We start from the raw sequence: 24,360 nt of genomic DNA, 5'->3' as shown, positions 1-24,360 counted from the left end.
TTGTCGCTTAAAAATCCCCCGGTGCGCACTGTAGGCAGGTGAGGCCGAGTGCTCGCCACTGGGCGACGACGGCATCGCGGTCGTCCAGCACCAGCCAGGGGGCGAAGCCGTCGCTGTGCATTTGGTTCAGTAGCGCTGATTTCACCTCTTCGTCATCCACATGATCATCGCCTTCCGGGCGTAAGTACATAGCGTCGAAAGGAATGTCATGGCGGGTGAGCCATGCGTGGGTGTGCTCTCGGTGGCTGTCTGGACGGCCGCTGCAGATAACTATCTGCTGACCTTGGGCTTTGAGCAGTTTGACCAGTCGGGCGACGGGCTCAATCACCGGCGCGTTCGCCATGTGGGCAAAGAAAGGATCCCACTGTTTGGCGGGGCCAAGTACCCACTCGTGGACATCGGCAGGGTGAAACTCGGCCAGCGTGCCGTCGACATCAACAATGACTGCGTTCATAGACATGTTTCCTAATGCGTTAACAGAAGTGAAGAGAGCGGGCGCGCCGCTGACGGGGCGTTTAGCGAAGGCTTTGTGATGAATCGCTCGCCCAGCAGGTCACGCCAGGCGGCCTCAGCATCGGCATGGAGCGGCGTAAAAAGCGGTACCACTTGGGTTGCCTGGAGCTGGTTGGCCAGGGCCACCAAGTGCGAGGCGCGCAAATGAACGTTCCAGCGCTGCCAAAGCACCTCGCCAGCGGCGAGCTGTTGGCGACGCTGTGGCGTTAAGTAGCCGGTGTGGAGCAGGCGGTGATGCGGCCAATCGGCAGGGTTATCACCACGGTCGCTGACCAGCCAAAGCGCCGGATGGCGGGCATTGGGGCGTTTTAAAAGCGCCTGGATAGCCTCATCTAACCCTTCACGGCGAAGGTCATTGGGCAGCGAGAGTAGGGCGGCCAGGTTATCGCGAATGATCGGGTCAATCGCCAAGGGAAGGTGGCGTTGGTCCGCCTCTTCCGCTAGCCATAGCGCCATTTCCAGGGCGCGCCCTGTTTCCGGTACCGGCAGCACTAACGGGTGGTCTAACGCCTTGCCAATGGCGTGGATGCAATGCGCTTGGGGCTGGTCGTAGCTGCCGTAGGAGGCATCCAGCAGCGCCGTGTGTGCGGGTGGGGGCGCATCCAACGGAAACAGGCGCGACTCAAAACAGGCATCGCCGCTGTAGAAAATACCGCCTGCAACGTCGAGATGTAGCCAGACACCGCCTAGCGAATGGCCCGCTTGCCCGGTGGTCACCGTCATCCCTTCGACGTTAATACGGCCCCGATAGGGCAGTGGCTGCCACGCTCGTTGTGGGGGCAGCGCCTTGGCGACTAACGGCGTGCAGTAAAGCGGTATCTGCGCGGGCAGTTCCGCGACACCGCCAATGTGGTCCACGTGGTCATGGCTAATCAATACGGCGTCCACGTCCAGCCCGCGTGCCCAGGTAATCGGCTCGCCGGGGTGCAGTGCGCCTCCGGCATCTAGCAGCAGGCGTTTGCCCTGCGCTTCCACCACGATAGCTGCCGGCCCTTTGCCACCCAGCCCGCTGAGGATCTGAATCGTGGCGCTCATTGGTCAGGCTCCAGGCACCAGCCTTCCAACAAGCGCACCGCGACGTGCTGGCCCTCGTTGAGTGCGGTGTGATGATAGGCTAGCAGCGCTTCTCCCGTGGATAAGCGCAGGTGTAGCTCATAGCGTTCACCGCGAAAGGTGAGCCGCTCCACGCGTCCGGTTAAGTCGTGAGAGTTAGGCGATTGTGCGGACGACGGTGCAGGGGAGTGTGCCTCAATACGGATATGTTCAGGACGTACCAAAACGGGCTGAGTGCGCATCGTGAGCGGCGCGGCCAAGCCTTGCATCAGCGCTGATTCATTTAGCCGCTGGCCCGGTGCGCCGCCTGCGACCTTTAGCTGGCTACCTTGGCCGATAAACCGAGCCACCCATTCGCTACGCGGCTCTCGGTAGAGCGTTTCAGGCGTTGCCCACTGTACTAGCGTGCCGTCACGCATCACCGCAATGCGGTCCGCCATTGCCATGGCTTCGCTTTGATCATGGGTCACGTACACCATGGTGGCTTGGGTGCGGCGGTGGAAGTCGACAAAGCTGTGCTCCATGGACGCGCGCAGGTTGCGGTCCAGGTTGGCGAGCGGCTCATCGAGCAGCACTACATCTGGGTCGGTGACTAGGCAGCGCGCCAGCGCCACCCGCTGGCGCTGGCCACCGCTGAGCTCTTGTGGAGCGCGCTGGGCGTAGGGAGTAAGCGCAACCTGCTCTAGCGCGTGAGCAACCCGGCGCTGATACTCGCTGCCCTGAATGCGGCGCAGTTTCAGCGGGTAGCCCACGTTGTCGGCCACGCTCATGTGCGGCCAGAGGGCGTACGACTGAAACACCATGGCCATGTTGCGCTGTTCAGGGGGCACATGATGCTGGTCGCTGGCGAGTAGCGTGCCGTTGAGCGTGAGGGTGCCGCTGCTGATCTGCTCAAACCCCGCCAGCATCCGCAGCATGGTGGTTTTGCCGCAGCCGCTGGGACCGAGTAGGGCCACAAACTCACCGGGGGCAATCTCCAGCGACAGATCATCAACCGCCCGGTGATCGCCAAACTGCTTGGTAACACGATGAATAGCTAGCCCTGCCACGGCACGACTCCTTTAGGTAGACGCGGGGCCAGCAGGCTGAGCGATAGCATCAGCGAGGCGACCATGATCACCACCAGCACGGAGACGGCCGATGCCAGCACGCTCTCACCGCCCTCGTCTAAGTTAAAAATCAGTACGCCCAGGGTTTCATTGCCGGCGCTCCAGAGCAGCGCGGAGACGGTCAGCTCATTCACTGCCAGCAAAAACACCAGCAGCCCGCCGGCAAACAGCGAGGGCGCAATCAGCGGTAAAAGAATGGTAATGAGCCGACGCCAGGGGCCTGCGCCCGCCAGCTGAGCGGCTTCTTCCAGGGAGGGATCTAGCTGGGCCAAGCTGGCACTTACCGGTTTCAGGCAGACCACCAAAAAGCGCGCCAGATAGGCCACAAAGATCAATCCGAGCGTGCCGTAAAGCGCTAGGTTGATGAGCGGTAACGGGCGGACAAACAGTAAAATACAGGCAATTGCCAGTACCACGCCGGGCAGCGCGTACGGCAGCTCAATGGCGCTAAGGGTGAGCTGCTGCAGGCGCGGTGGAAGGCGCTGTAGGCGGTAAGCGAGTGGTAGGCTGCATAGCATCAGTACCAGCGCGGCACCGCCCGCCAGCCAAAGACTGTTACGCACCGCACGCCAGGTGGCTCCTTGACGGCCAATCACTTCGTGATAGGCATTGAGCGTAATGGACTCAACGCTCAGTGGCACGCCCATGGCAGGCACCAAGGAGCTCACCACCAGGGCGGCCAGCGGCGCGACCAGAATCACCAACAGGACGCCGACCAGCAAAGCCGTCACGAGGGGGCGATAGCGGCCTAGCGAAAAATCGTGGGCGCGGCCGCTATGGCCGCCTAACCCAAAGCGGCTGCGGTTCATCCAATACTGCTGCAAGGCCACGCCTGCCAGCGCGAGGACGCCGATCAACAAAGAAAGCGCCGCCATCTCTGCCAGTACGCCGGTGCCGAAGCTGGCCATGCGCTGATAAATCAGCGTGGGCAGCACGTAATAACCGGCGGGAATGCCCAGCATCGCGGGAATACCAAAGTTACCCAGGCTGGAGATAAACGCCATGGCGGCCCCGGCAATCAGGCCGTGGCGGGTGATGGGCAAGATAATATGGCCCCACACCTGGGTTTGGCGCGCGCCGCTGATGCGCGCGGCTTCAATCAATTCACGGGGTAGGGACAGCAGAGACGTGCGTAGCGCCAAAAACACCAGCGGCGCACTCTGGATGCCCAGCAGTAGCGCAATACCCTCGGCGGAGTAGAGCGGCTGCGGGCTGCCTAGTGGCGGGGCCATGCCGATGCTTTTTAACAAGGGGCTGGCGGGGCCAAACAGCTGTAGCCAGCTCAGGGCGGTGACCTGGGGCGGGATCATCATGGGCAGCATAAAGCAGAACACCAGCCACGCTTTGCCGCGCATGTCCGTCAATGTGATCACAAACGCGAATAGGCTACCCAGCACCAGCGCAATCAGCATACCGAGGCCCGAGGTATACACACTGTGCCACAGCGCACGCCACGTGCTGGCAGCGTTGAGCACCTTCCACAGCGGCGCTTGGCTGCCTTGGCCAAGGTCGCTCAGTGCCTCGATGAGTAGCCGCACACTGGGCGCGAGGCTGAGCAGTACGATGAGCAGGGTGATCAGGCTAAGCAGCCAGCGATGCTGGCTGCCAAGGTTGAGCGAAGGGGTCATGGTTAGCCGCCGAACAGATCGCTAAAGCGCTGCTTGAGCGTCTCTTCTTGCTCAAGCGCCTGCTCAATATCCACCGGCATGAGGTTGATCGTGCTGCGCTCAGGGAAGCCTTCTGGCGGCGTCACATCCGGGTGAGCAGGCAGGTAGCCCTGCTGGCTCACCAGTTCTTGCCCCTGCTGGGAGAGCACGAAGTCGACAAATTTCTGAGCAGCGTCTAGGTTCTCAGCCTCTTGCATAATGGCGACGGGCTCGGTGACGGCGCTCACGCCCTCTTCAGGGAACACAAACGCCACGGGCGAGCCTTTCGCGGCTTCGCGGATGGGTAGAAAATCCACCACGATGCCGTAGGGCTTGGTGCCTGCGGCCACCGCATTGAACACGCCGCCGTTACCGCCCTGTGCTTCCGTGCGGTTGGCCTGTAGTGCCTCGTAATACTCAAGCCCTAATGCCGGGTGTTCACCGATGGCTGCCATATGAATTAGCGCTGCGCCGGAGTAAAGCGGGCTAGGCATGGTGACGAGGCCTTCGTACTCAGGGCCGGCCAGGTCTTCCCAACGTTGGGGCTGCAGCTCGGCGCCGGTGTTGTAAACGATGCCGGTGGTGATGAGCTTGGTGCCGTAGAAGTAGCCTTCTGGGTCGTAAAGCGCTTCGTCGTAAGCATCGCGCTCAGGGCTGAGGTAGGGCTGCAGATGGCCCTCTTGTTTCAGCGAGGTCATGGTCATGCTGTCGGCAATCAGCAGCACGTCAGGGTTGCTGACACCGGCAGCCAGCTCTGAACGCAGGCGTGTCATCAGGCGGGTGGTGCCATCGCGTACCCACTCCACTTCAATCTCCGGGTAGGCGGCTTGGAACGCATCGACCGTTTGCTGGGCATCGCTATTGGGCTGGCTGGTGTAGAGCACCAGCTTGTCATCAGCGAGCAACGACGTGGAGAGGGCAATGCTTGCGAGAGTCACGGCGGAACACAACGAGCGCTTCAACATCGGGAAAACCTCCAGTGGGTGAACAGCCACCACACTACTGTCATCGGCTTACAACATCGTGACACTAAGCTTTCGTTTGATAGCGGTTAACTTTCGCTGGCAGGAAATTTTTTTTCGTTTTGCCAGCAAGCACGATAAAGAGAAAGGTAGGTGCAGCATGAACGTGACAGAAAGGCGGCGTGCCGTGTTGGCGCGCGTGCGGGGAGAGGGGCGGCAAACGCTGGCGGCGCTTGCCCATCACTTTGGTGTATCACTGCAAACCCTGCGGGGGGATATTCGCGTCTTGTCTGAGCAGGGAATGATTCTGCGCCGCCACGGCGAGGTGATGCCTTTTCCCGATCAAGAGAATGTGGGCTACGACCAGCGCCAAATCGTCAACCAAGCGGGTAAGCGGCATATTGCGCGGCAGGCGGCGTCGTTGATTTCCAATCACCAGTCGCTCTTTTTGGGGACGGGGACGACGGTAGAGCAGCTAGCCGACGCGCTGCGGGACAAGCAGGGGCTGCAGATTATGACCAATAACCTGCACGCCTTGATCAAGTTATGCGCGCTGGAGTGTGAGCTGGTGGTGGCCGGAGGCCGCGTACGCCGCCGTGATCAGGATGTGATCGGTGGCGACGCCTGGCGCTTTTTTCAGCGTTATCGAGTGGATGTCGGCATTGTCTCTGTGGGCGGTATGGATAGCCACGGCCAGCTCTACGACTATAACGACGACGAAGTCATGGCCCGCGAGGCGCTGTTGGCCCACGCGGCGTACCGAATTCTAGTGCTGGATAAAACCAAGTTCGACCTACCACTGCGCTGCGCCGCCGGTTCACTGGCGGATTATCACGCAGTGATTACCGATAGCCCCTTATCGGACAAACTGAGAAGCCCTCTAGCGGCTCAGGGGGTGCGTTTTTTAAGCTGACTAGGCATATTCTAAGATTAATCTGTAGCAAGCTCATTTGAATATCCGATGGAAATGGGTAAATAAGACGGTAGCGGTGGCGCTTGGGGCATCGACCACTACGACGACCGCTGCGGCTGCAGCGAAGGCACAGTGGGAGAACGATATGGCGTTTTCACCGCGATTTATAGAGCACCTTGCCACATTGAAACTCTAACCATGGCATCGTCACCTTTAAGATTTCTGTATGGCGGTGCTAACGAGAAGGGGCATCGGTAGGGTAGGAGATCAGAGCTCGTGTTGCCCCTGGTATGTCGATGTCTTCATGCGGTCTGCATAAGGGTGTTGTTACCGTACGTGAACCAACTCTTCCCACTGAGTAGTATATCTTGGCGTGCGGTGTTCAGAGCGTAATGCCCAGGCGTTGCCTGCCCGGGGTAACCCTAACTGTATGGTTCCTCGCCCTAACTCTTGATTGAGCTTGTCGATAGTGGCCATCAGCCGTTCGCTGCGCTTTGCTTCTTCCTCTGTTTGCGGTGTTTCCGTCAGTGTCAGTTGGCGGTTAGCTTTGGGGGAAAGATCAAGCAGCATCACGCCCGCTTTATGGTACGCATAACCTTTCCGCCAGAGCTGCCGTAGCCCTTGGATGGCGGCATGAATCAGCTCGCGGCTGTCATCCGTTGGGCGCTCAAACGTCACTACCACGCGATTACGGTATTGCGGTAAATCTTGTCGAAACGCATTGGTGCGCACAAATACCAACACGGCGCTGGTGACGCTGCTCTGCTTGCGTAGTTTTTCACCCGCGCGAGCAGCGTGTTGGCGAAGGGCTTCACGCAGATCGTGGGGGCTATGGGTAAGGCGACCAAAGGAGCGGGATACCATAACCTGCTGTTTCGGCTGGCTCATATCATCCAGTTGAATGGACGGCTGACCGCGTAGTTCCCACACAATGCGTTCTTGCACCACGCTAAACCGGTGCCGTATCTGCTTGGGATCGGCTTCGCGTAGCTGCCAGGCAGTCTCTATCCCCATCACGCGTAACCGTTCGCCGGTACGGCGGGCAATGCCCCAAATCTCGGTCACTGGTAGCTGTTTGAGGAGCACTTGCGTCGCAGGGCTATCAGCGGCTAACAAGCACACGCCTTGGTCTCGGTAGCCTGGGTGTTTCTTGGCAGCATGGTTAGCGACTTTGGCCAGTACCCGTGTCGGCGCAAAGCCCACAGAGACAGGAATCCCCGTCCATTGCTGCACGGTCTGACGTAGCCGTTGCCCGCGCGCTTCTAGCGTCGCCGAATCAAACCCATGAAACCCCACAAAAGACTCATCGATCGAGTACACCTCAACGTCCGGCGAAAACTCTGCCAGCACGTCGGTGACGCGGCGGCTCATATCGCCATACAGCGCGTAATTACTGGATAAAAGCGTCACTTGGCGGCGGATCGATGGAGGTAGTAGGTGCTTGGCGGTACCCATCTCAACCCCCAGTGCTTTGAGCTCGTTGGAGCGAGCCACGATGCAGCCATCGTTGTTTGAGAGTACGCCAACCGGGCGGCCTTCCAGGGCGGGGTTAAAGACCCTTTCGCAGCTAACGTAGAAGTTGTTGCAGTCAACGAGTGCGATCACGACGTAGCACCCGGCAGACTGTGCAGCACATGGGTGACGACGCCCCACACATGGGCTTCACGTCCTTCTAAAGGGATCGGTCGATAAGCAGGATTGCTCGCGGTCAGGTAGGTACGTTGCCCGACACGCTCTAGCCGCTTTACGGTGAGTTCGCCATCGAGCGCAACTACAATCACTCGCCCCGGTAACGGCTCCAGGCTGCGATCCACGACGAGCAGATCACCATGGTGGATACCATCACCGATCATAGAGTCGCCCTCTGAGCGCGCAAAGAACGTGGCGGCAGGCCGTTTAACGACATAGCCATGCAGATCCATCTCTGCATCGATATAGTCATCGGCGGGGCTAGGAAATCCTGCCCGAACGGCACTGGCAAACATAGGCAAGGGTTGCGGGGCAGGATTTAGGGCAGCACTGCCGACCCATGATGCGGTGGTGGTCATACGCGACGTCTCCTTTTTTACTATATTTATATACAGTATATAGGGAGGCGCCGGATCTACAAACCCCGAACGAGGATTTACCGCTGAGTGTTTGGCTCTTCTCCGAGCTCTCTTAAGGTCGGCGATGCCAACGCATCCGCATGGGCCGTGTCGGGCGTTAATCCGTCCAGCATCACCGCTTCCCAATCGCTAAGACCTACCGGCTCAAAAGGCTGGCTGTATTCGCTCACGGAGCCCTCCAGCGTCTTTAAAGACGGGTCTCGCCGGTCAGCGGCGTTATCGCTGACGCGATGGCGTTCCAATGGCTTATCCCCCTGATGCTTTTTCTTCGACATAATGAAGTCACTCGCTACGAACCCTGGTGTTCTTTACATCATGGCAGTACACGGTAGGCTGTCAACGCATGCTGTGTAGCCTGCCACCTATTACCCCAGTGGTAACGTTGTTAGGGAATGTCCATGAAAGGATCTGTAAGGCGATGGCTCGCTGCCATCGTATTCTGTGTACCGTCACTGGCTCAGGCTGACATCATCATTGGAAGTTGGAATATCCAGAATTTGGGCTGGAACAACGATAAACGGATCGACAAAGTGGCCCATGTCGCGGGGCACTTTGACATTGTGGCGATACAAGAGCTGATGAATGAAGCCGCGTTAGCGCAGCTTGAGGCTGAGGTCGAAGCCATCAGTGGCGAAGCGTGGTCGAGCATGGCAAGTCACGCGCTAGGCCGTAGCACTTACCGCGAGCATTACGGGTTTTTATGGCGAGACTCCGCGGTATCGTATGACAGTGGTGCGGTGGTCTATATCGACAGTCGAGACGTATTTGCCCGCGAGCCGTTTTCTGCCCAATTCCGCAGTGATAGAACAGGCCAGCCGTTTGCCCTGGCTAACGTTCACATTACCTACGGTAGTAGTATCGGTGACCGGCTGCCGGAAATCGAAGCCCTGGCCAGCTACTGGAAGTGGTTAGAAGAGGTGTACCCGGGCACGCCGCGTTTAATGGCAGGGGACTTCAATCTACGCCCCTCTCACGACGGCTGGACGTCGCTACGCGAGGTAGGTGCCATTCCCGCGATTACAGACGGTGCCACGACGTTAGGTCTATCTGACGGTGTGTGAAGCAATCTTTACGATAATTTCTGGAAAACGCCGGGGCAGCTGACGATTACAGATCGCGGTATCGTGAGGTTTCCAGCGCTTTTTGACGCCGATCATGTGACCGCTCGCGGCATCATCTCCGATCACGCCCCGGTATGGATTGCGCTGGGGAATGCAGAACTTAAACTCACGGCGTTTGATGGCCAGGCGTATGAAGCGGCGAATGACCCGGTGTATTGCATCGATTTGAACGACGCTACCGCTGATCAGCTAACCAAGCTGCCAAACGTGGGCCCAGCCCGTGCGGCGTAGATTATCGACATGCGACCGTGGGACAGGGTGCAGTCGCTAACGCGTGTGAGTGGCTTGGGCGCGGCCAGCGTGCAGGATATCGAAGAAAGTGGGCTTATTTGCCCGTAGTAACCAAGGCGTAAGGAATCGAAGTAGCGTTTTATTACCCAGAGACCTTTGAGACCCACCGGTTCGAATGACTCTCGATACCCCTGAATAGAGCCCTTGAGACGCTCCTGCGAGTTACCGGGGTCAGCTCCCTCGTCACCAGGCCTCGGCTCACTGTCTTCTTGTGTATTCGCGACACCTCGTAGAGAAAACCTTCGTTTTCTTAACATGATGGCCCAAACTGTGAGCCCTACCAAGCAGAAACAAGAAGATACGCCTAGCGACTTCGATCAGCTCCAGAAGCGTGAAGGGATGGCATCAAAAGATGCAGAACTTCAGAAGTTTGTCAGCCAGAGCACCGGATTGGCTTTTTTCTAGAATCCCAGGCTTGTCAAAACCCGGTTAATGAGTAAGCCTTATGCTGTGGGCATAAATCCCATGAGCGTTAAAAACTGTTAAAGGAGCTGGGTCAATGTCATTCCGTCCTGTGAATTTGCGTCTCACTTTTATTCCTAAAAAATTCCAGTCAGCCTGCGAATGGTGCGGCGGTGACTGCAGCATCTGTGATACTTGTGGCATGGGCAGCTGCCGCTGCATGTGTTAACGAAGGAAAATTTTTAATTGAAAAAGGGAAGTAATGGCTATAAGCCCGCTTCCCTTAATAACATAGGTGTCGTAATGAAATGTCCGAAATGTGAGTCTAGTAATATTGATAAGAAAAACTATGCTACACGTGTCGCTACCGCGGCAGGCGCAGGTGCAGGTGCAGCAGCAGGTTGGGGGGCAGCAGCAGCAGGCGCTAAAGCGGGAGCAGCCGCAGGTGCATTTGCTGGTCCCATAGGAGCTGCTGCTGGAGGTTTTTTTGGAGCAGTCACTGGGGCTCTTGTGGGAGGAGCTACGGGTGGAATGATAGGGGCAAAAACAGGGAAAGTACTAGATGATAATCTATTAGACAACTACCGCTGCCTTAAATGCGGCTTCGAGTTTAGTAAATAGTTTAAGCCTTAACATAAAAAGCCCCAAGACAAACCACCCTGAGGCTCAACATTGAGAAACTACTTACCTCACCTATTCCAAACTCTCCAGTTATCGCTTCCAAGATTCACTCTAGAGGTTATTTTCAACCCAGTTAAAGTACTATGGACTCGATCCACAAACCCAACAAAATCAGGGTCGCGAACATACCCCAAAAGGCATCCGGAAACAAATTGGTGGCAATTAAACTTGGTTATTCCGTAGCTATATTGCATTCCCACTAGAGACTCTGCCAGCTCAGCCGCCGAAGTACTACCAACAGAGTAAACACCTTCACAAGACACGTAAATGCTAGACCCGCATTTAAATCCTCCCCAGCCGGAAACAAACTCTTCGGGAGAAACTTTTTCAACGACCCCGCTGCTATTGAGCTGGATTATGTTTCCACCTCTAACATATATTCCAGAGTGCTGTATTATAGAAGCAGAAGCTATAAAGTCACAATAAACAACACTACCAATCATAGGAAGAACCTTGTCATAAACATAATTATCTATGACATGTTCTGCTATATTCAAAGGCAGCATCACACTTTTCAAAAAGCCCATCATACCCCATCCCTACTCAATCATTCTTCAAGAATTTGGATTTTTTTTCTAATGCCCAAAGCCTATTTTTAATTAATTTCCAAATTATAACAAGAAGAATATTATACGAATGTAAGCGACATTTGGTGTCGCTTTGTCACATCAGGCACTGAACCTGCCCGGACTTTACACGGGGGCCATAGCTGCTCATGAAAGCTTCCCTCATGAGCAGCCTAATTGAGCAGATATTCCAAGAAAAAATGGTCGGTACGCCCAGAGAGACCTGAACTGTTGTGTCCGAGCACACTCCGGAAGGCCTATGTAGGCGTTGGTGTAGCGAACATGCCCTTTGTCGATGTCCACAGCTTTGAACTCAACGAAGATGACAACATCATGGTGAAAGGTCAGCGGTAACTGGGACTTCATCAACAAAACTGCTGTTATCACCCCCCCCCCCCAGCGTGGATCTACGAGAGCGCCTTGTTCACTTCGACGGTGAGACCCACATCGACTCTGACGTAACTGATTATTAACAGCAGCCGAGTACGCGTCGCTCTCTCTGCGATTTGGTGTTTAACCTTGGCAGAACCTTCATTTTGGGCAGCTATGATAAGAAAACTTGTCTTTTTTACTGGTCGGTCTGCACCGGGAGTCCTGCCAAGGTCGAGCACACAGTCACCGAGAAAAGATCTGGCACTAGGCCTACAACATTTGTGTAGCCGACAAAGTACTGAAGCTCATTCGAGCGAGCCTTTTCCGATGAAACGCATCACCGGTGTGTGTTCTCGTCTAGATTAGGCGTTTTAAGGGCGCGTAAAAGAACGGCTGCAGGCGTTTTTTGGTGGAACGAGAAAATGACTCCGAGCGCTTGATGATAAGAAACGCCTCTAGCTGTTTTTTCAGAGATATCAATAGACGGCTGGAGACGTTTAAAAAGAGGGGGCGTCTGAAACAGTTTTTCTGAGGTGCGAAAAGATGCGTTTCACGTATACGCTAGTAATTAAAAAGACGTTTACAGACGTTTTTTCAAATGCCCTAAAAAACGTCTGTAGCTGTTCTACGTACAGCGTGAAAAAAGCGCCAAGATGGGCCTGGATGATTCAGACCTATTGAGCAATTAGCTGCACATTTAAATTACCTCCACAGCTAATGACTAAAACGCAATGATGTATGGCTTCAGCTATGAAGAGTATGAGCCCAAAAAAGTCGCGCTTGATTGGATACGCCATAATAACGAACGTGTCCAAACCTCTTCGACGGTATGCACACTCGCGATGGTGAATCAGGCTGTAGGGCCGACGCCGCGCAAACCTACTTTGCGAATAGCAATAGCTTTTAGATAGCGTGCGCGCGGGTGGTTAAGGAAAAGCAGACGCGGTATCTTACCTTACGGTTCTCATCTTCCTTAGACTATGTCGACATATGTTCTCTGCCAAGGACGGCTTTATGACTAGTTCTCATGAGACATCTCGCGCTGCCTATGAGCTCTCCCTACAGGGATATAGCCTTGAACATATTGCTGAGCGCTTGCATACAAGCGATGACCGTATCTCGCAGATGATCGCTAAGTACCAACGTCAGCTACCCGCAGGTAAATCCAAGCCCTGGTGGCATGGTCTATCGAGCAGTACCCGAATCCTGCTTGAAGAGGTAGGTCTGCATAGTCGTGATGAAGTGGAACAAGCCTATCAAGAAGGTGCTTTTACGCAAGGTCATCCGAACCTGCTACGTGGTCTTTCTGAGCGGACGTTGCGTCAGATAACAAGCTGGTTAGATCAGCCTAACGCTAACGCAGCAATGAAAATACTGCCGAGTATTCTTTAACGCTGACACTTAACGCTGAGTGTGCACACCACCTGAAACAGCTGAGCCGCGCAGCGCATATAACGCCGACGGCGCTTGTTGAAAAATTAATCAATGAAGAAGTCAGGCGTCTATAAGGATCCCAGGATGAATTATAAAAGGTAACGCTGCTTTGCTAGTCTATTTGGGTATGCCGATTTCGACGCTCGCTGTTAACTCGGTACTGGATACAGTGGGATTCCTGAGGTCAATCTGACAATGGAAATCATCCAGCAGGATATAGGGTTGGCATGCGCAGGGCCACTGACGGACATGTGGCTGAACGCAAGTTAAGCATCTCAATGGGAAGCGGCATTACATTATCTGGGAGCTTCGAAAGGGCAGTAAGTGCAAACAGATAACGCTAGCGAGCTGAATGGCAGATCAGATAAATGCGTGCATAGAGATGCGTTGTGAATCAACAATGAGTAACGAGTATCAATGAGAGCACCGTTATCATTACCCCAGCTATGGGAAAGCACTAAATACATATCGTGGCCAAAGAGTCACAGTAACCCCATGGTACGCGTGCCACGCCCATCAGGAAAACCTGAAACCAAGTCTATTCCGCGCTTAGCCAATGAATACGATACCTTTGAGCGATGCCTTGCGTATCGAGACCAGCGCGGCAGAGAAATTTGGGGCGAGCGTCGTTGGAAGGAGTTGTTGCGAGTAGAGGCACGCTCCGTCGCGCGTCATCGTGAACGGCCTGCTGGCCCGATAACGGGCGTTTACCATTACGAGCGTCCCACTGGGACAACACTCTGGGTAGCGGCTTGGTATGAGTTGATGCCCGGTGGTTCACGCAAAAAACGCAGCGCGCAGTTCAGTTACGGTACGTCACGCACCCGCTATGCGACCTCAGAAGAAGCCATGCAGGCGGCGATTAAGCGGCGGCAAGAGGAAGAGGCGCGCTGGTACTGTGTCGTGGGTAAGCGCGATCAACGGCGCGTGAACCAATGACGTAAGGTTCCCGCTTCAAGGAGTGTCGATGGCTTTTCGTTTTCAACGTCGTATTTCGCTTGCGCCCGGCGTGCGCCTGAATATCAGCAAGCGTGGTGTGGGCCTTTCTGTCGGCCCGCGAGGTGCCAGTGTCAGCATGGGGCCACGAGGTATCCATGCGCATGCCGGACTTCCTGGAACAGGACTGGCCTATCGCACCCAGCTGTCATCATCTCGTCGAGTTTCTTCAAAGGGGCAAGCAAGTGCTCACTCAACCCCGACAACGCTAGAAGCGCGCATTGGGCAAGGTGAGTCACTGGGGCTTCAGCTGTCGGTTAAGAAAGACGGCAACGTGCGCTACCTATTTGAAGACGGGACCCGGCTCAGCGACCACGACGTACGTTGGCTGCGCCGTCATGCACGAGACGCTATTCGTGCACAGCTCAAGACACTCTGCGATGAATTAAACGCGGACATCGTGCGCTTAGGTCAGCTGCACCACGATACCCCATCTCCTCACTGCCGTGGCTACACCCCACGCCATTTTGGTGAGCCGGCACCCACTCCGCCCACGCCGGTACCTCTTTCGTGGTGGAAAGCGCTTTGGCCACCGGCGCGCCGTCAACATGAGATCGATAGCGCACGCCAGCAGGCGCAATTTCATGACGACTACCGTCATTGGGAACACCACAAAGCCGATTTTGATGCCGCCGAGTTTGCCCGACAACAGCGCGAAGAGCAGGGCGTGCTAAGACAACGTGATGACATGACGCTCACGCTTCAAGAACGCCTGGAAGAGATCGACTGGCCCCGCGAGACCGTGATCGATTTTGATTTGGGAAGCGATGACACCACGATGGTGCTGGATATTGACCTGCCCTCTGACGATGACATGCCGGATCGAGAATGGACGATGCCCGCCAAAGCGCTCAAGCTCACCCCAAAATCCCTGAGTGCCACCCGACAGCGCAAACTGTACCGTGACCATGTCCACGGCATTGCTTTTCGTGTGCTTGGCGCCATGTTTGTGCGTTTGCCCTCTGTTCAAGAAGCGCGGGTATCCGGATATCGCCAAGTAGTTGATCCCACCACGGGCGGTACGCGCGATCAGTATCTTTACAGTATCAAAGTCACCCGGGCACAGTGGAACCGTATCCACTTTGATCAGCTTGAAAAGGTCGACCCGGTGGCGGCGGTAGAAGCGTTTACACTCCGCCGCGAGATGACCAAAACCGGCATCTTTCGCGACATTGAACCGTTTAAGCTGGTCTAAAAGGCCTCTCGCCAATACTGAACCGACGATTCAGGTACCACCCCTTGCTGGGTACCGATCGCGATGACGGCTTGCTGAAAGATGCGTGCGAGATCTGGCTGATGGCACAAGGCTAACGACCGAATGATACGCGTGACGCGTAAATGGTTATGGCCACCGGCTTTTAGCCAAATGTGCGTTGGTATGGCCAGGGTGGGTTGAGCGACGATGCTGTTCTTATCCCAAGTGAGGCCAAAAAAATCGAGCATCACCTCAAGCGAGCGCTGCTGATGCTGGCGCATAACGTCACTTTTCTCAAACGCAGCCTGTACCGTGGGCGTCAGCAAGGGAGCAAAGGCATTAAAACGGCCGGCCTCCGGGATAGGGAACAGCCACTGAATATAGTCGTGGGTGTGCTCTAGCCAAAAAGGCGATAGCGCCCAAATATCTTCAAGGCACCGGCCTTTATGATCGCGGCCTTCACCGCAGTAAAACTCAATCAAGCGCTGATCATTATCCATTAAGTAGCACTCATCAGGGGTTCTATAGGGGCATATAACGCCATCTCTCGGGCATGTCGTTCGGCATTGTCATCTTGATGCGCCTCAATGCCCTCCAGTGCACGAAGGTAATAGGCGGGCAGGCCATGCTCGCGTGCCCCGGTAAGCACATGGTGCTTGTACCAGGTATACGGGCGCAGACCGAGTGCGGTGAGGTTGCCGATATACGCCTGCACCTCAAACTGTCGGTCACTGGCAAGATCCGTAACGGTAAGCCACGTCTCGTTATATGCCGCGCCCAGTCCCTCAAAGCGATCGAGCGTCGGCTTGTGATGAGACGCCATTTCCCAAATGACCCCATAGACAGCGGATTGCGCTGAGGCAGGCACAATATCGCATTTGCCTGAGCCGTCACAGCCGCGCTGGTGAAACGCTAGGCGGTAAGCGGGCAGAAGGGCAGTGGTCACAAAGCGTGCTGGAACGCGAGCCGCTAAGCGCTGGGTCGCCATATTGGAACCGTAGGCAAAATAGAGCATGGGAACCCTCCTTGGTGTAGCAATGATAACGTCGTCGTATTTTTCCGCATGCGGAAAAAAGAGTGTGTCAGACCACGAGGCTAACGGGTGTTTATGAAGACGATGGGGGCTCTGTGGCGTAGTGCGCCAGCATCTGTTCTGCGTTCGTTTTGATCGTCTCTCGCCATGCGTGAGGCGCGGTGACCTTGATATTGGGTCCCATGCCCATCAACCACCACAGCGTCTGCTGATCATCCGGCACATGGGCGGTTAGCCGATACCAGCCGTCAGTGTCCGGCAACGCCTCTATGGACTGTGTGTCAGATAGCGGCGTTTCCTGTAGTAGCCACGCCACCGGCTTAGCAATCTCGGCTTCCAACACCACATCGCTAGGCCCTTGCCGATACCCAAACGCACCGCCTTTGATGTACTCATCAATGTCAAAATCGTGCTGTTCTTGCCAGGGCTGTTGACTGAGTGTTGCCTGCTTCACGCGGTGAAGGGCGAACTGGCGCAGATCCTTAAACCCATCCACATGAGCTAACAGATAGGTGGCACTGTGGCGGCTCACAATGCCTTGAGGGTGGAGGGTAAACGCCTTTTCAGAGTGACTCGTGCGTGATAGATAAATAACGTCAATGGCTTTTTGCTCAAGGAGTGCCTGCGAGATGGTCTGCCAGGTTGCCTCGTTAATCTCAGCGGGGATCAGCGCTTTGCCGTTAGGAATGGCGCGTACCTTACGTGCCCACTGGCTAAGCCCATTAGCGCTCATGTCGTCCAGCAGTTTCCGTGCGTCAGTAAAGTTGGGTGAGAGCTGGCCGACCACCACCGGAGGCAGCAACCCCTTCAAATACTCTTCCGCCAATACCAGCGTTAGCGCACTGGGTACATCAAGCGCGGGTAGCTGACACTGAAACTCGCGATCAAAATACCAGCGGTAAGGTTTTTGGCTATCGTCACAGCCAATCGGAAACTGCGTGGAGAGCTTTTGGCTTAAATCTCGTTGGAGTGAACGTGTGTCGATGTTAAACCCGCGCTCTGCAAGCTTCTCTTTCAATACGGGCGTCGCGATACGCCCTGGAAAGCGAGGAATCAGCTGTAGCATGGTCAAGTAACGGAAAAGCGTATCGCGGGGTTCGGACATAGTGACGCCAACCTTGGCTGAACTCATGAAAGCGTTTAGTTTAACGCGCCTCACAAAACTTAGCGACCCGCGCCGGTAAAGCGTCGGGCTCCTTAGCGACTAAGTGAGCACGCTGTCGCCACAGCGTCACGGTACTTGGGTCTATGTGAGTCGTGGGTAATGTATGCCAGAGGGCGGCGGGGTGGATATCCATAGAGGCTTCTACCGCAATATTGGGGTGCCCTTCCAGCCAGCGATAAACACTCATCGCGCTGCGCCCCACGCATACTGGGAAGAGCAGGGCATCAGCAGGGAAAGGAATCCAGAGTTCCAACAGCAGTGCATTCACCTCATGGTCACACGCCAGGTGCCAACGTTGATAGTTGGCCACCAGCGGTGCGGTCAGATGGCCTGCCACACAGTGCCAAATGAGGTGCGCTTGTAAGAATTGACGAGACGTATCAGATAGTGTGGCACTGTAATCTGGGCAGATATAAAGCTGTTTGCCATCCGTACTGGCACTATGAAAACGTGAGTCAGTGACAGGGGTAAGGGTAAGAAACTGGCTTAAAAAGCCCATGACGGGCATTTCATGTTTCCACTGCTCACGGTCAGCCAGCCACTTAGCTATTTCCTGTTGGGTAGTGTCTTGAGTTGTTACACATTCGTTCATGGTCATCGTAGCGTCCACCGTCCCTGATAAGAGAGGATGAGGCTATGACGTGGTTGCGACATTTGGTGTCGTATAGCTCAGATATACATTCTAGTGCTAGACCTACAACCTTTGACTTTTTTTGCTAGTTCGACATGCATGCGGCTCAGCGGGTGAACTTATGCCACGCTACGCCATAAGGACTAGCACGAAACTTTTGGTTCTAAGGGTTTGGATAGTGGGCCCAGCAGAAATTTAACCTACGACCAAGGGATTGTCAGACCGATGAAATAGAGAAATGTAATATGCACAGTGAATGAGGAAATACTTTTTTGCGACATATAATGTCGCAAGTGCGGCACATACTGGTTGGCAATCACAGCGCATTGGAGTGCCTTCTATGTATGCAACCCCCGCTCAAGCACAGCAACTGCTACGCCATCAGGTAGACCAACTCGCTAGCGACCCAACGTTGGCTGAGCAACTGCCACCGCTGATGCTTTGGGGGCCGCCAGGCGTAGGGAAAAGCTCGGTTGTGCGCCAAGTGGCTGAGCAGCAGAACATAGATTTTATTGATATTCGTCTCGCTCAGCGTGAACCGATCGACCTGCGTGGCCTGCCGGTGCCTGATCATGAGCGCGGTGTGGTGGACTGGCTGTTGGCCGGTGAGTGGCCACGAGACCCTAATAGCCGTGGCATTTTGATGTTCGATGAACTCACGGCCGCAGACCGCAGCCTGCAGGTCGCTGCGTACGAATTGATCTTAGATCGACGTTTAGGAAACCTTTACCGTCTGCCGCCGGGCTGGCTGGTGGTGGGAGCTGGAAATCGCAGCGAAGACCGCGCTGTCGCGCAAACATTCTCCAGTGCCCTAGCGAACCGCTTTTGTCATATCAGCCTAACACCTGACCTAGACACCTGGACGCGCTGGGCGGCCGGAGAGGGGCTGCATCCCGACGTGACCGCATTTTTACGCTTTCGGCCAGAATGCTTCTTCGACATGGAGGGCAATGTTGAGCAGGGCTGGCCAAGCCCACGTAGCTGGACGCGCGTGGCGCAGTCGCTTAACCACAGCACGAGTCTGCCTGCGGCTACCCAAGCGCTGATGGTTCATGGTCTCGTCGGGCAGGGCGCGGCAACCGAGTTTTTGGCATTCCGTGATTGGGCACTCAAGTTGCCAGATATCCCTGCCATGCTGAATGGAAAAGCGCCCATCGATGTTCCAACGCGCGCTGATCAGCGCTACGCTTTTTGCGCGGGGCTTGCCCACACGTTATGGCAACACGTTGCTGATGACTCACTTTATGATGCTAAAACACAGCAGCGTATCGCGCGCTTTTTTCAGATCAGCCAGGCGCTCAGTGCCGACTTTGCCACGCTAGCGCTGATGGATGCGATGCAAGGTGCCAATGACGTCCAACAGCAATCGCGTACTTTAGCGTTAATGAGCCACCCCGCCTTTGATGCGTGGAGCGAGCAGCATGGGAGTGTGTTTCAAACACACCTGGCCAATCATATGAATGCTGCGTGGGCGGCTGAGTCGGTGTCATGAGTTGCCAGCGCGGCCCTAGCGCTGCCGAACAAACGCTCAAGCGCCACATCCAACGCCAGTGCGAAGCAGACCGTGCGGTTTTAATGTCGGCACAACCTTTTACCGCTCGGTTACTGATGCAGCTGTCAGTTGTGAGCGTTGTCGATGACCGCCTGCCGACGGCAGGCACGGATGGCGAAACGATCTTCGTCAATGCCCAGTTTATGGCTCAGCGCAGTGATGCAGATCGCCGTTTTATTCTGGCGCATGAGGTGTGGCACTGCGCCTTGGGCCATCATGCTCGGCAGTTCGGACGTGACCCTAACGACTGGAACCGCGCCTGTGACTACGAAATCAACGGCATTTTGCGCGAAGAGCTACGCCACTGCCCAGACGATGCGCTCTATCACCGCCGCTATTTAGGCTGCTCGGCTGAGCAAATCTACGCTGACCTTCGCCAGCATCCCCACCGACGAGAGCGTGGGCGCGTACTGGATGAACATACGCTCCATGTTGCCGTGACGGCAGTGGGGGACGTGATCGATCCAGATTTCACACCCAAATCTGTCACGCCAGAAAGCGCCCGAGTCTGGCAGCAGCGTTTAGTCGCCACTGCTCAGCAGCATCAGCGTCAGCAAGGTCATTTGCCAGGGCATCTGAACACGCTCATCGAGCGCTTGCGGAAACCTCAAGTGCCGTGGCAGCAGGTGCTGGCGAGCCATATTCAACGGACGTTAACCGGCAACCGGCAGTGGCTACCGCCATCGCGTCGCCATCTGCATCGTGGCCTGTACCTACCCAGCCAGCGAAGCCAAACGCTCTCGCTTGCCGTCGCCATTGACACCAGCGGCAGTTGCCAACGGGTGTTACCACACTTTTTAAGCGAGCTTGCCGGTATTTTAGCGGCCTGCGATCGGGTGGCGGTGGACGTCATTGAGTTCGATAGCCAGGTTACACAGCGCAGCATGCTGCACGAAGGTCAGCTCCATGATCTCGCACACTGGCAGTGCCAAGGCGGTGGCGGAAGTGATATTCGCCCCGTGTTTGAATCGCTGTCGACCACACCACCTAACGTACTGGTGGCGTTAACGGATGGAATGATCAGTGCACCCCAGCGGTCCCCAGGCTACCCGGTGATATGGTGTCTCACTGCCAACCACAGGTCCCCAGTGCCCTGGGGTGAGGTGCTATCCATGGATGGGGGGCCGATCGCGGAGCGAGACACTACAGATAGACATGCCAGGTCTCAAAGCAACGGTCACACTGAGCTTGATGAGCTGGAGGCTGTCTTTGGAAGGGTAGTGAATCGCAGCCACTAGGAAGAGTATCGATCTACCCGTCACGTTTAAAGGGAGTGTTTGCTGGATAACGTTTTTATGAAAATTGAGCAACTAATCCACACTTTTATGCGCATATAAGTGTGTTTTATTTCATTTATATGCGCATAAAAGTGTGGTTTTTCATCTGGATTAGTATTGCGCGGCCGCTCCCCAGCGCAAGTACAAGACCCAGCTCTCTCATAATTGGAAGTAACATAAGGCTAGCATCGTCCGGCAGCTACCTATGTCCGCCGCGGCACCCTACACAAACTCTCTACATCGATCAGCCAAAAAAAAGCTATTACCGCTCTCAAGGGTGTGCGGGCAAGCAACATAATAGCCTCAGCTATTGCTACTCATTATTGATCAGTCGAGAACTTAAACGCCTTTGAAAGCAGACTTTGCTGGTTGATCATTCTCGGCGCTGTCGCATCCGAAAACATGCCTTTCGGGTCGATAGTTACAAATCCCCAAAACTGTAAAAAGCGACCTACAAAACGAGACTCGATCAACAAACGCAGCAAGCGCGTGGGCGAGTAGTGTGTATCGGTGGGCATCTCGTCAACAAAACGGGGGAAAGCCACGGCCACCTCGTTAGTCAATTGATCTACAGAACCGTGACGTTGTAACCGCCACAACATAAATAGCCAAAACGGCCGAAGGTCAGCCTCTTCTGGCCAGCTATCCAGGTAACCCCAGTTATATTTTGTGACCGCCGCTTCGAGCATCGGTAGAAAAAAACCGTGAAGGCCATGTGTTTGATACTGTTTTTGCGCGATTTTCTTTACATGAAACTTACCGCTACGGCGGTAAATGATGCCTGCCGCTTCCGCAAGAATGCGCGTGTAGTGCAAGGCATTAAACGCTTCTTCGTTATGGCCCGCAAACTCACTGATGCTGATATGAGTGTGGTGCTGAGACACTGCGAACGCTGGGAGTAGGGCACTAGCCTGTTTGACTAACGTGGTGGGCAGGTTGCCCTTCGGTGTTGCTTTAAAGGCGCCACCTTGCTGCATGGCAGCCTCTACAATGAGCGATAAGTAACGCATCACCGGGCTGGTGGATAAATCATCTGGTGGGTGGATTGTGACCCCTGAAAACTCACCAAAAGGTGCATATAGCCAGCTATACACTTGCTCGGGTGATAGGCCACAGAACGCTTCTACGGCGCTATGGTTTTGTTCATCCAGACGGTTTTGCATGATCAAACGTAAATCATCGGGGCTGAAATACGGTTTCATAGTATTGCTCCTGGCCGCTGCGAATGCCTTTGAGCTCGAGTAAACTCTAATCCATTTGATTTTCGGTGCTTTCTACAGATCGGCGCTGACTTTCTGGGTATGGGTAGTGCTCATTGTCAGTCGACGGGCCAATCTCAAGCTTGGCGCGTTCTAAGATATCAGCGGGTAGCTCTTTCTTCACTGAGACGCCAAGCTCTTTAAATTCATGCGCCTGCTTGATCAGATTGCCCCTGCCGTTGACCAGTTGTCCCAGCGCCTTGTCATAGCTACCCCGAGCACCGTCCAGTTTCTTACCAACGTCCTGCATGCTTTCAACGAAGCTGGAGAGCTTGTTATAAAAACGTTCGGCACGACTGGCCAATTCAGCGCTGTGCTTACTCTGGTTTTCAAATCGCCACAGTTGACTGACAATATTGAGGCTGGTTAGCAAGGTTATTGGGGTGGCGACCAGCACATTATTCTCAATGGCACGTTGATAGAGAGTGCTGTCATAGCGAACCGCCTCAACGTAGGCCGATTCAATCGGGATAAACATCACAACGACTTCAGGGGAGTTCAGGCCCGGCAGGTCGTAATAATGCTTGTCTGCCAGTTCGGTAATGCGAGAACTGACAGCCTTTGTGTGCTCCGCTAACGCATGTTGCCGTGAGAGGTCATCCTCTGCGTTCACATACTCCAGATAGGCGTTGAGCGAGGTTTTGGCATCAATGACCAGATGACGACCCTGTGGCAAATAGATCACAGCGTCTGGACGGCGCTTTCCTTCCTCAGTATCAAAGCTTCTTTCGCGCTGATAATCATCCCCAGGGCGCAGGCCCGCACTATCGAGGACGTTTTCTAACATCAGCTCACCCCAATTGCCTTGCACCTTCTTTTGACCTTGGAGTGCCTGGGTAAGCTGTGCGGCTTGGTCGGTAATGTCCTTATTCAAATCCTGTAGGTGCCTTAGCTCTGTCCGTAGGCTGGCACGCTGTTCAGTTTCTTGGGTGTGCAGGCTTTCCACTTTGTCGCGGAAGCCCTTTATTTCGGTTTGGAACGGCTTGAGTAGCTCGGTTAGGTTGCGCTCTGAGAGAGATGAAAATGCCTTGCCTTTCTGGTCGAGCAGTTCGTTGGCTAGGTTTTCGAACTCTATCTTGAGCTGCTTTTTGCTGTCTTCCATCCATTGCAACTGCCGGTTGAACTGCTGCTCTTTCTCTTCAGTGCGGGTTTGCAGCTCGCCATGCTCGTTTTTGAGTGCATGATAAGTGGTCTGAAGCTCTCTGAGGCTCTTCTGTGCAGTGTCTCGTTGCTCGCGTGATTCCTTGAGGTTAGCGGCGGTTGCCTGAAGGTCTGACTGGATGCTGCCGTGGGCTTCGCGCAGCTCGGCGATCTGCTGATGGGCATCATCAAGTTTCTTCTGATAATCCTGGCGCTGTTGGTTCAAGGTGCTTTCGGTGGTGGTGAGCTTATTTCGGGTCTCGTCGAGAGCCTGACTGCGGGATTTCAGGTCTGCCTGGGCGCTGCCTAATGCCTCGCGCACCTGAGCGAGGTCATTATTGACCGTGCTGAGCTTATCTTGGGAGGATTCCCTGAGCGTCTTAAGCTCATCACCCAGGGTATTTATTCGCTGTTGCGCCTCTTGAAGGCTTGCTTCTCGTGATTCGAGCCGAGATTCCCGATCACTCAGTTCCGATTTGAGTTCGGTAAACCGCGTGTTCAGCTCATCTTGATGGGTCTGACGCGCTTTAACGTCTCTACTCGCCTCATCAAGCTGGGCCTGAAGGCTGGCTAGCTGTTGCTGAGCAGCGTCACGGTGATCGGATAACTCTCTTCTGACGCCTGCCAATGCTTCCTTTTCGGTAGCTTGCTCTAACCGTAGGTTTTGTAACGAAGCACGTTCACTTTCTAGAGCACTTTCAAGTGTGGTCATTCGGCTTTTGGATGCTTGGAGGTCTTCGCTGATCGTTCTATGTGCCTGTTCAGACTGTTGTAAGTCAAATTCCTTGGACTGAAGAGCCGCTTGAGCAGCATCCTTCTGTTTTCGCATTCCAGAAATCCGCCGCTGCTGTAGGGCAAAGGCAAGTAATGCACCTAGTACAAAAAGGGCATTGCTGATCAGTACAAGATTGAATGACTGTTCCATAGAGAAGTCCCAAGCC

General features: G+C 55.0%; 23 protein-coding genes. 8 read left to right on the top strand and 15 right to left on the bottom strand.

Going from position 1 to position 24,360, the window contains the following annotated elements:
* Nucleotides 1-7: 7 nt before the first annotated feature.
* From LG301_RS10445 to LG301_RS10425, 5 genes are read right to left on the bottom strand one after another with little or no spacing between them, the layout of a single operon-like run.
* Complete coding sequence (locus LG301_RS10445) at nucleotides 8-454, bottom strand: HAD family acid phosphatase (RefSeq protein ID WP_404471098.1); 447 nt, start codon at nucleotides 452-454, stop codon at nucleotides 8-10.
* A gap of 11 nt (nucleotides 455-465) precedes the next feature.
* The gene (locus tag LG301_RS10440; RefSeq protein ID WP_404471097.1) at nucleotides 466-1,548 is read right to left on the bottom strand and encodes an MBL fold metallo-hydrolase; all 1,083 of its coding nucleotides are present in this window, start codon (nucleotides 1,546-1,548) and stop codon (nucleotides 466-468) included.
* Complete coding sequence (locus tag LG301_RS10435) at nucleotides 1,545-2,615, bottom strand: ABC transporter ATP-binding protein (RefSeq protein WP_404471096.1); 1,071 nt, start codon at nucleotides 2,613-2,615, stop codon at nucleotides 1,545-1,547. The genes LG301_RS10440 and LG301_RS10435 overlap by 4 nt, the downstream gene beginning before the upstream one ends.
* Nucleotides 2,603-4,303, bottom strand: a complete 1,701-nt coding sequence (locus LG301_RS10430; protein WP_404464208.1) for an ABC transporter permease — start codon at nucleotides 4,301-4,303, stop codon at nucleotides 2,603-2,605. The genes LG301_RS10435 and LG301_RS10430 overlap by 13 nt, the downstream gene beginning before the upstream one ends.
* Before the next feature lie 2 nt (nucleotides 4,304-4,305).
* Nucleotides 4,306-5,286, bottom strand: a complete 981-nt coding sequence (locus LG301_RS10425) for an ABC transporter substrate-binding protein (protein ID WP_404471095.1) — start codon at nucleotides 5,284-5,286, stop codon at nucleotides 4,306-4,308.
* A 157-nt stretch (nucleotides 5,287-5,443) separates the two neighbouring features.
* On the opposite strand from LG301_RS10425, the gene LG301_RS10420 reads away from it, so the two are divergent.
* Nucleotides 5,444-6,196, top strand: a complete 753-nt coding sequence (locus LG301_RS10420) for a DeoR/GlpR family DNA-binding transcription regulator (RefSeq protein ID WP_404471094.1) — start codon at nucleotides 5,444-5,446, stop codon at nucleotides 6,194-6,196.
* 327 nt (nucleotides 6,197-6,523) lie between these two features.
* Here the strand turns inward: LG301_RS10420 and LG301_RS10415 are convergent, their stop codons facing one another.
* The 3 genes from LG301_RS10415 to LG301_RS10405 all read right to left on the bottom strand — a co-directional run bounded on the left by LG301_RS10415 (nucleotide 6,524) and on the right by LG301_RS10405 (nucleotide 8,579).
* On the bottom strand, nucleotides 6,524-7,801 hold the full coding sequence (locus LG301_RS10415; protein ID WP_404471093.1) for a Y-family DNA polymerase: 1,278 nt from the start codon (nucleotides 7,799-7,801) through the stop codon (nucleotides 6,524-6,526).
* The gene (locus LG301_RS10410) at nucleotides 7,798-8,244 is read right to left on the bottom strand and encodes a LexA family protein (protein WP_404471092.1); all 447 of its coding nucleotides are present in this window, start codon (nucleotides 8,242-8,244) and stop codon (nucleotides 7,798-7,800) included. Before LG301_RS10410 ends, LG301_RS10415 begins: the two co-directional genes overlap by 4 nt.
* 77 nt (nucleotides 8,245-8,321) lie before the next feature.
* Nucleotides 8,322-8,579, bottom strand: a complete 258-nt coding sequence (locus LG301_RS10405) for a hypothetical protein (RefSeq protein ID WP_404471091.1) — start codon at nucleotides 8,577-8,579, stop codon at nucleotides 8,322-8,324.
* Between the two features lie 123 nt (nucleotides 8,580-8,702).
* Here LG301_RS10405 and LG301_RS10400 point away from each other — a divergent pair, with 123 nt between their 5' ends.
* Together LG301_RS10400 and LG301_RS10395 are read left to right on the top strand one after the other, a co-directional pair.
* Nucleotides 8,703-9,365, top strand: coding sequence for an endonuclease/exonuclease/phosphatase family protein (locus LG301_RS10400; protein WP_404471090.1), 663 nt, complete (start codon nucleotides 8,703-8,705; stop codon nucleotides 9,363-9,365).
* 63 nt (nucleotides 9,366-9,428) lie between these two features.
* Nucleotides 9,429-9,656, top strand: a complete 228-nt coding sequence (locus LG301_RS10395; RefSeq protein WP_404471089.1) for a hypothetical protein — start codon at nucleotides 9,429-9,431, stop codon at nucleotides 9,654-9,656.
* A gap of 1,151 nt (nucleotides 9,657-10,807) precedes the next feature.
* Here LG301_RS10395 and LG301_RS10390 read toward each other — a convergent pair.
* Complete coding sequence (locus tag LG301_RS10390; RefSeq protein WP_404471088.1) at nucleotides 10,808-11,329, bottom strand: hypothetical protein; 522 nt, start codon at nucleotides 11,327-11,329, stop codon at nucleotides 10,808-10,810.
* A 1,422-nt stretch (nucleotides 11,330-12,751) separates the two neighbouring features.
* On the opposite strand from LG301_RS10390, the gene LG301_RS10385 reads away from it, so the two are divergent.
* The 3 genes from LG301_RS10385 to LG301_RS10375 all read left to right on the top strand — a co-directional run bounded on the left by LG301_RS10385 (nucleotide 12,752) and on the right by LG301_RS10375 (nucleotide 15,362).
* Nucleotides 12,752-13,129 (top strand): hypothetical protein, encoded by a 378-nt coding sequence (locus LG301_RS10385; protein WP_404471086.1) that lies wholly within the window; start codon nucleotides 12,752-12,754, stop codon nucleotides 13,127-13,129.
* Between the two features lie 537 nt (nucleotides 13,130-13,666).
* On the top strand, nucleotides 13,667-14,110 hold the full coding sequence (locus LG301_RS10380; RefSeq protein ID WP_404471085.1) for a hypothetical protein: 444 nt from the start codon (nucleotides 13,667-13,669) through the stop codon (nucleotides 14,108-14,110).
* Between the two features lie 28 nt (nucleotides 14,111-14,138).
* Nucleotides 14,139-15,362 carry a DUF4236 domain-containing protein gene (locus LG301_RS10375; RefSeq protein WP_404471084.1) on the top strand — a complete coding sequence of 408 codons (1,224 nt, stop codon included), beginning with the start codon at nucleotides 14,139-14,141 and terminating at the stop codon, nucleotides 15,360-15,362.
* Here the strand turns inward: LG301_RS10375 and LG301_RS10370 are convergent.
* The 4 genes from LG301_RS10370 to LG301_RS10355 form a co-directional block, all read right to left on the bottom strand.
* Nucleotides 15,359-15,862 carry an opioid growth factor receptor-related protein gene (locus LG301_RS10370; RefSeq protein WP_404471083.1) on the bottom strand — a complete coding sequence of 168 codons (504 nt, stop codon included), beginning with the start codon at nucleotides 15,860-15,862 and terminating at the stop codon, nucleotides 15,359-15,361. The genes LG301_RS10375 and LG301_RS10370 overlap by 4 nt on opposite strands.
* A complete protein-coding gene (locus LG301_RS10365; protein WP_404471082.1) occupies nucleotides 15,862-16,377 on the bottom strand; it encodes a gamma-glutamylcyclotransferase family protein in 516 nt (171 codons plus the stop codon). The genes LG301_RS10370 and LG301_RS10365 overlap by 1 nt, the downstream gene beginning before the upstream one ends.
* A 91-nt stretch (nucleotides 16,378-16,468) precedes the next feature.
* Nucleotides 16,469-17,500 carry a helix-turn-helix transcriptional regulator gene (locus tag LG301_RS10360; protein WP_404471081.1) on the bottom strand — a complete coding sequence of 344 codons (1,032 nt, stop codon included), beginning with the start codon at nucleotides 17,498-17,500 and terminating at the stop codon, nucleotides 16,469-16,471.
* 40 nt (nucleotides 17,501-17,540) lie between these two features.
* Nucleotides 17,541-18,158, bottom strand: coding sequence for a hypothetical protein (locus tag LG301_RS10355; RefSeq protein ID WP_404471080.1), 618 nt, complete (start codon nucleotides 18,156-18,158; stop codon nucleotides 17,541-17,543).
* A gap of 373 nt (nucleotides 18,159-18,531) precedes the next feature.
* On the opposite strand from LG301_RS10355, the gene LG301_RS10350 reads away from it, so the two are divergent.
* The gene (locus LG301_RS10350) at nucleotides 18,532-19,683 is read left to right on the top strand and encodes an ATP-binding protein (RefSeq protein ID WP_404471079.1); all 1,152 of its coding nucleotides are present in this window, start codon (nucleotides 18,532-18,534) and stop codon (nucleotides 19,681-19,683) included.
* On the top strand, nucleotides 19,680-20,981 hold the full coding sequence (locus tag LG301_RS10345) for a VWA-like domain-containing protein (RefSeq protein ID WP_404471078.1): 1,302 nt from the start codon (nucleotides 19,680-19,682) through the stop codon (nucleotides 20,979-20,981). Before LG301_RS10350 ends, LG301_RS10345 begins: the two co-directional genes overlap by 4 nt.
* A 359-nt stretch (nucleotides 20,982-21,340) precedes the next feature.
* On the opposite strand, the gene LG301_RS10340 is transcribed toward LG301_RS10345, so the two are convergent.
* Entirely contained in the window at nucleotides 21,341-22,222 is an 882-nt protein-coding gene (locus LG301_RS10340) for a hypothetical protein (protein WP_404471077.1), read from the bottom strand.
* Nucleotides 22,223-22,268: 46 nt separating this feature from the next.
* Nucleotides 22,269-24,344, bottom strand: a complete 2,076-nt coding sequence (gene rmuC / locus LG301_RS10335; protein ID WP_226940257.1) for a DNA recombination protein RmuC — start codon at nucleotides 24,342-24,344, stop codon at nucleotides 22,269-22,271.
* Nucleotides 24,345-24,360 lie beyond the last annotated feature (16 nt).

Source organism: Vreelandella venusta (assembly GCF_044809155.1).
Lineage (GTDB): Bacteria > Pseudomonadota > Gammaproteobacteria > Pseudomonadales > Halomonadaceae > Vreelandella > Vreelandella venusta_B.
The sequence above is the reverse complement of the archived record's forward strand: the minus strand, read 5'-3'. Positions and strand labels throughout refer to the sequence as shown.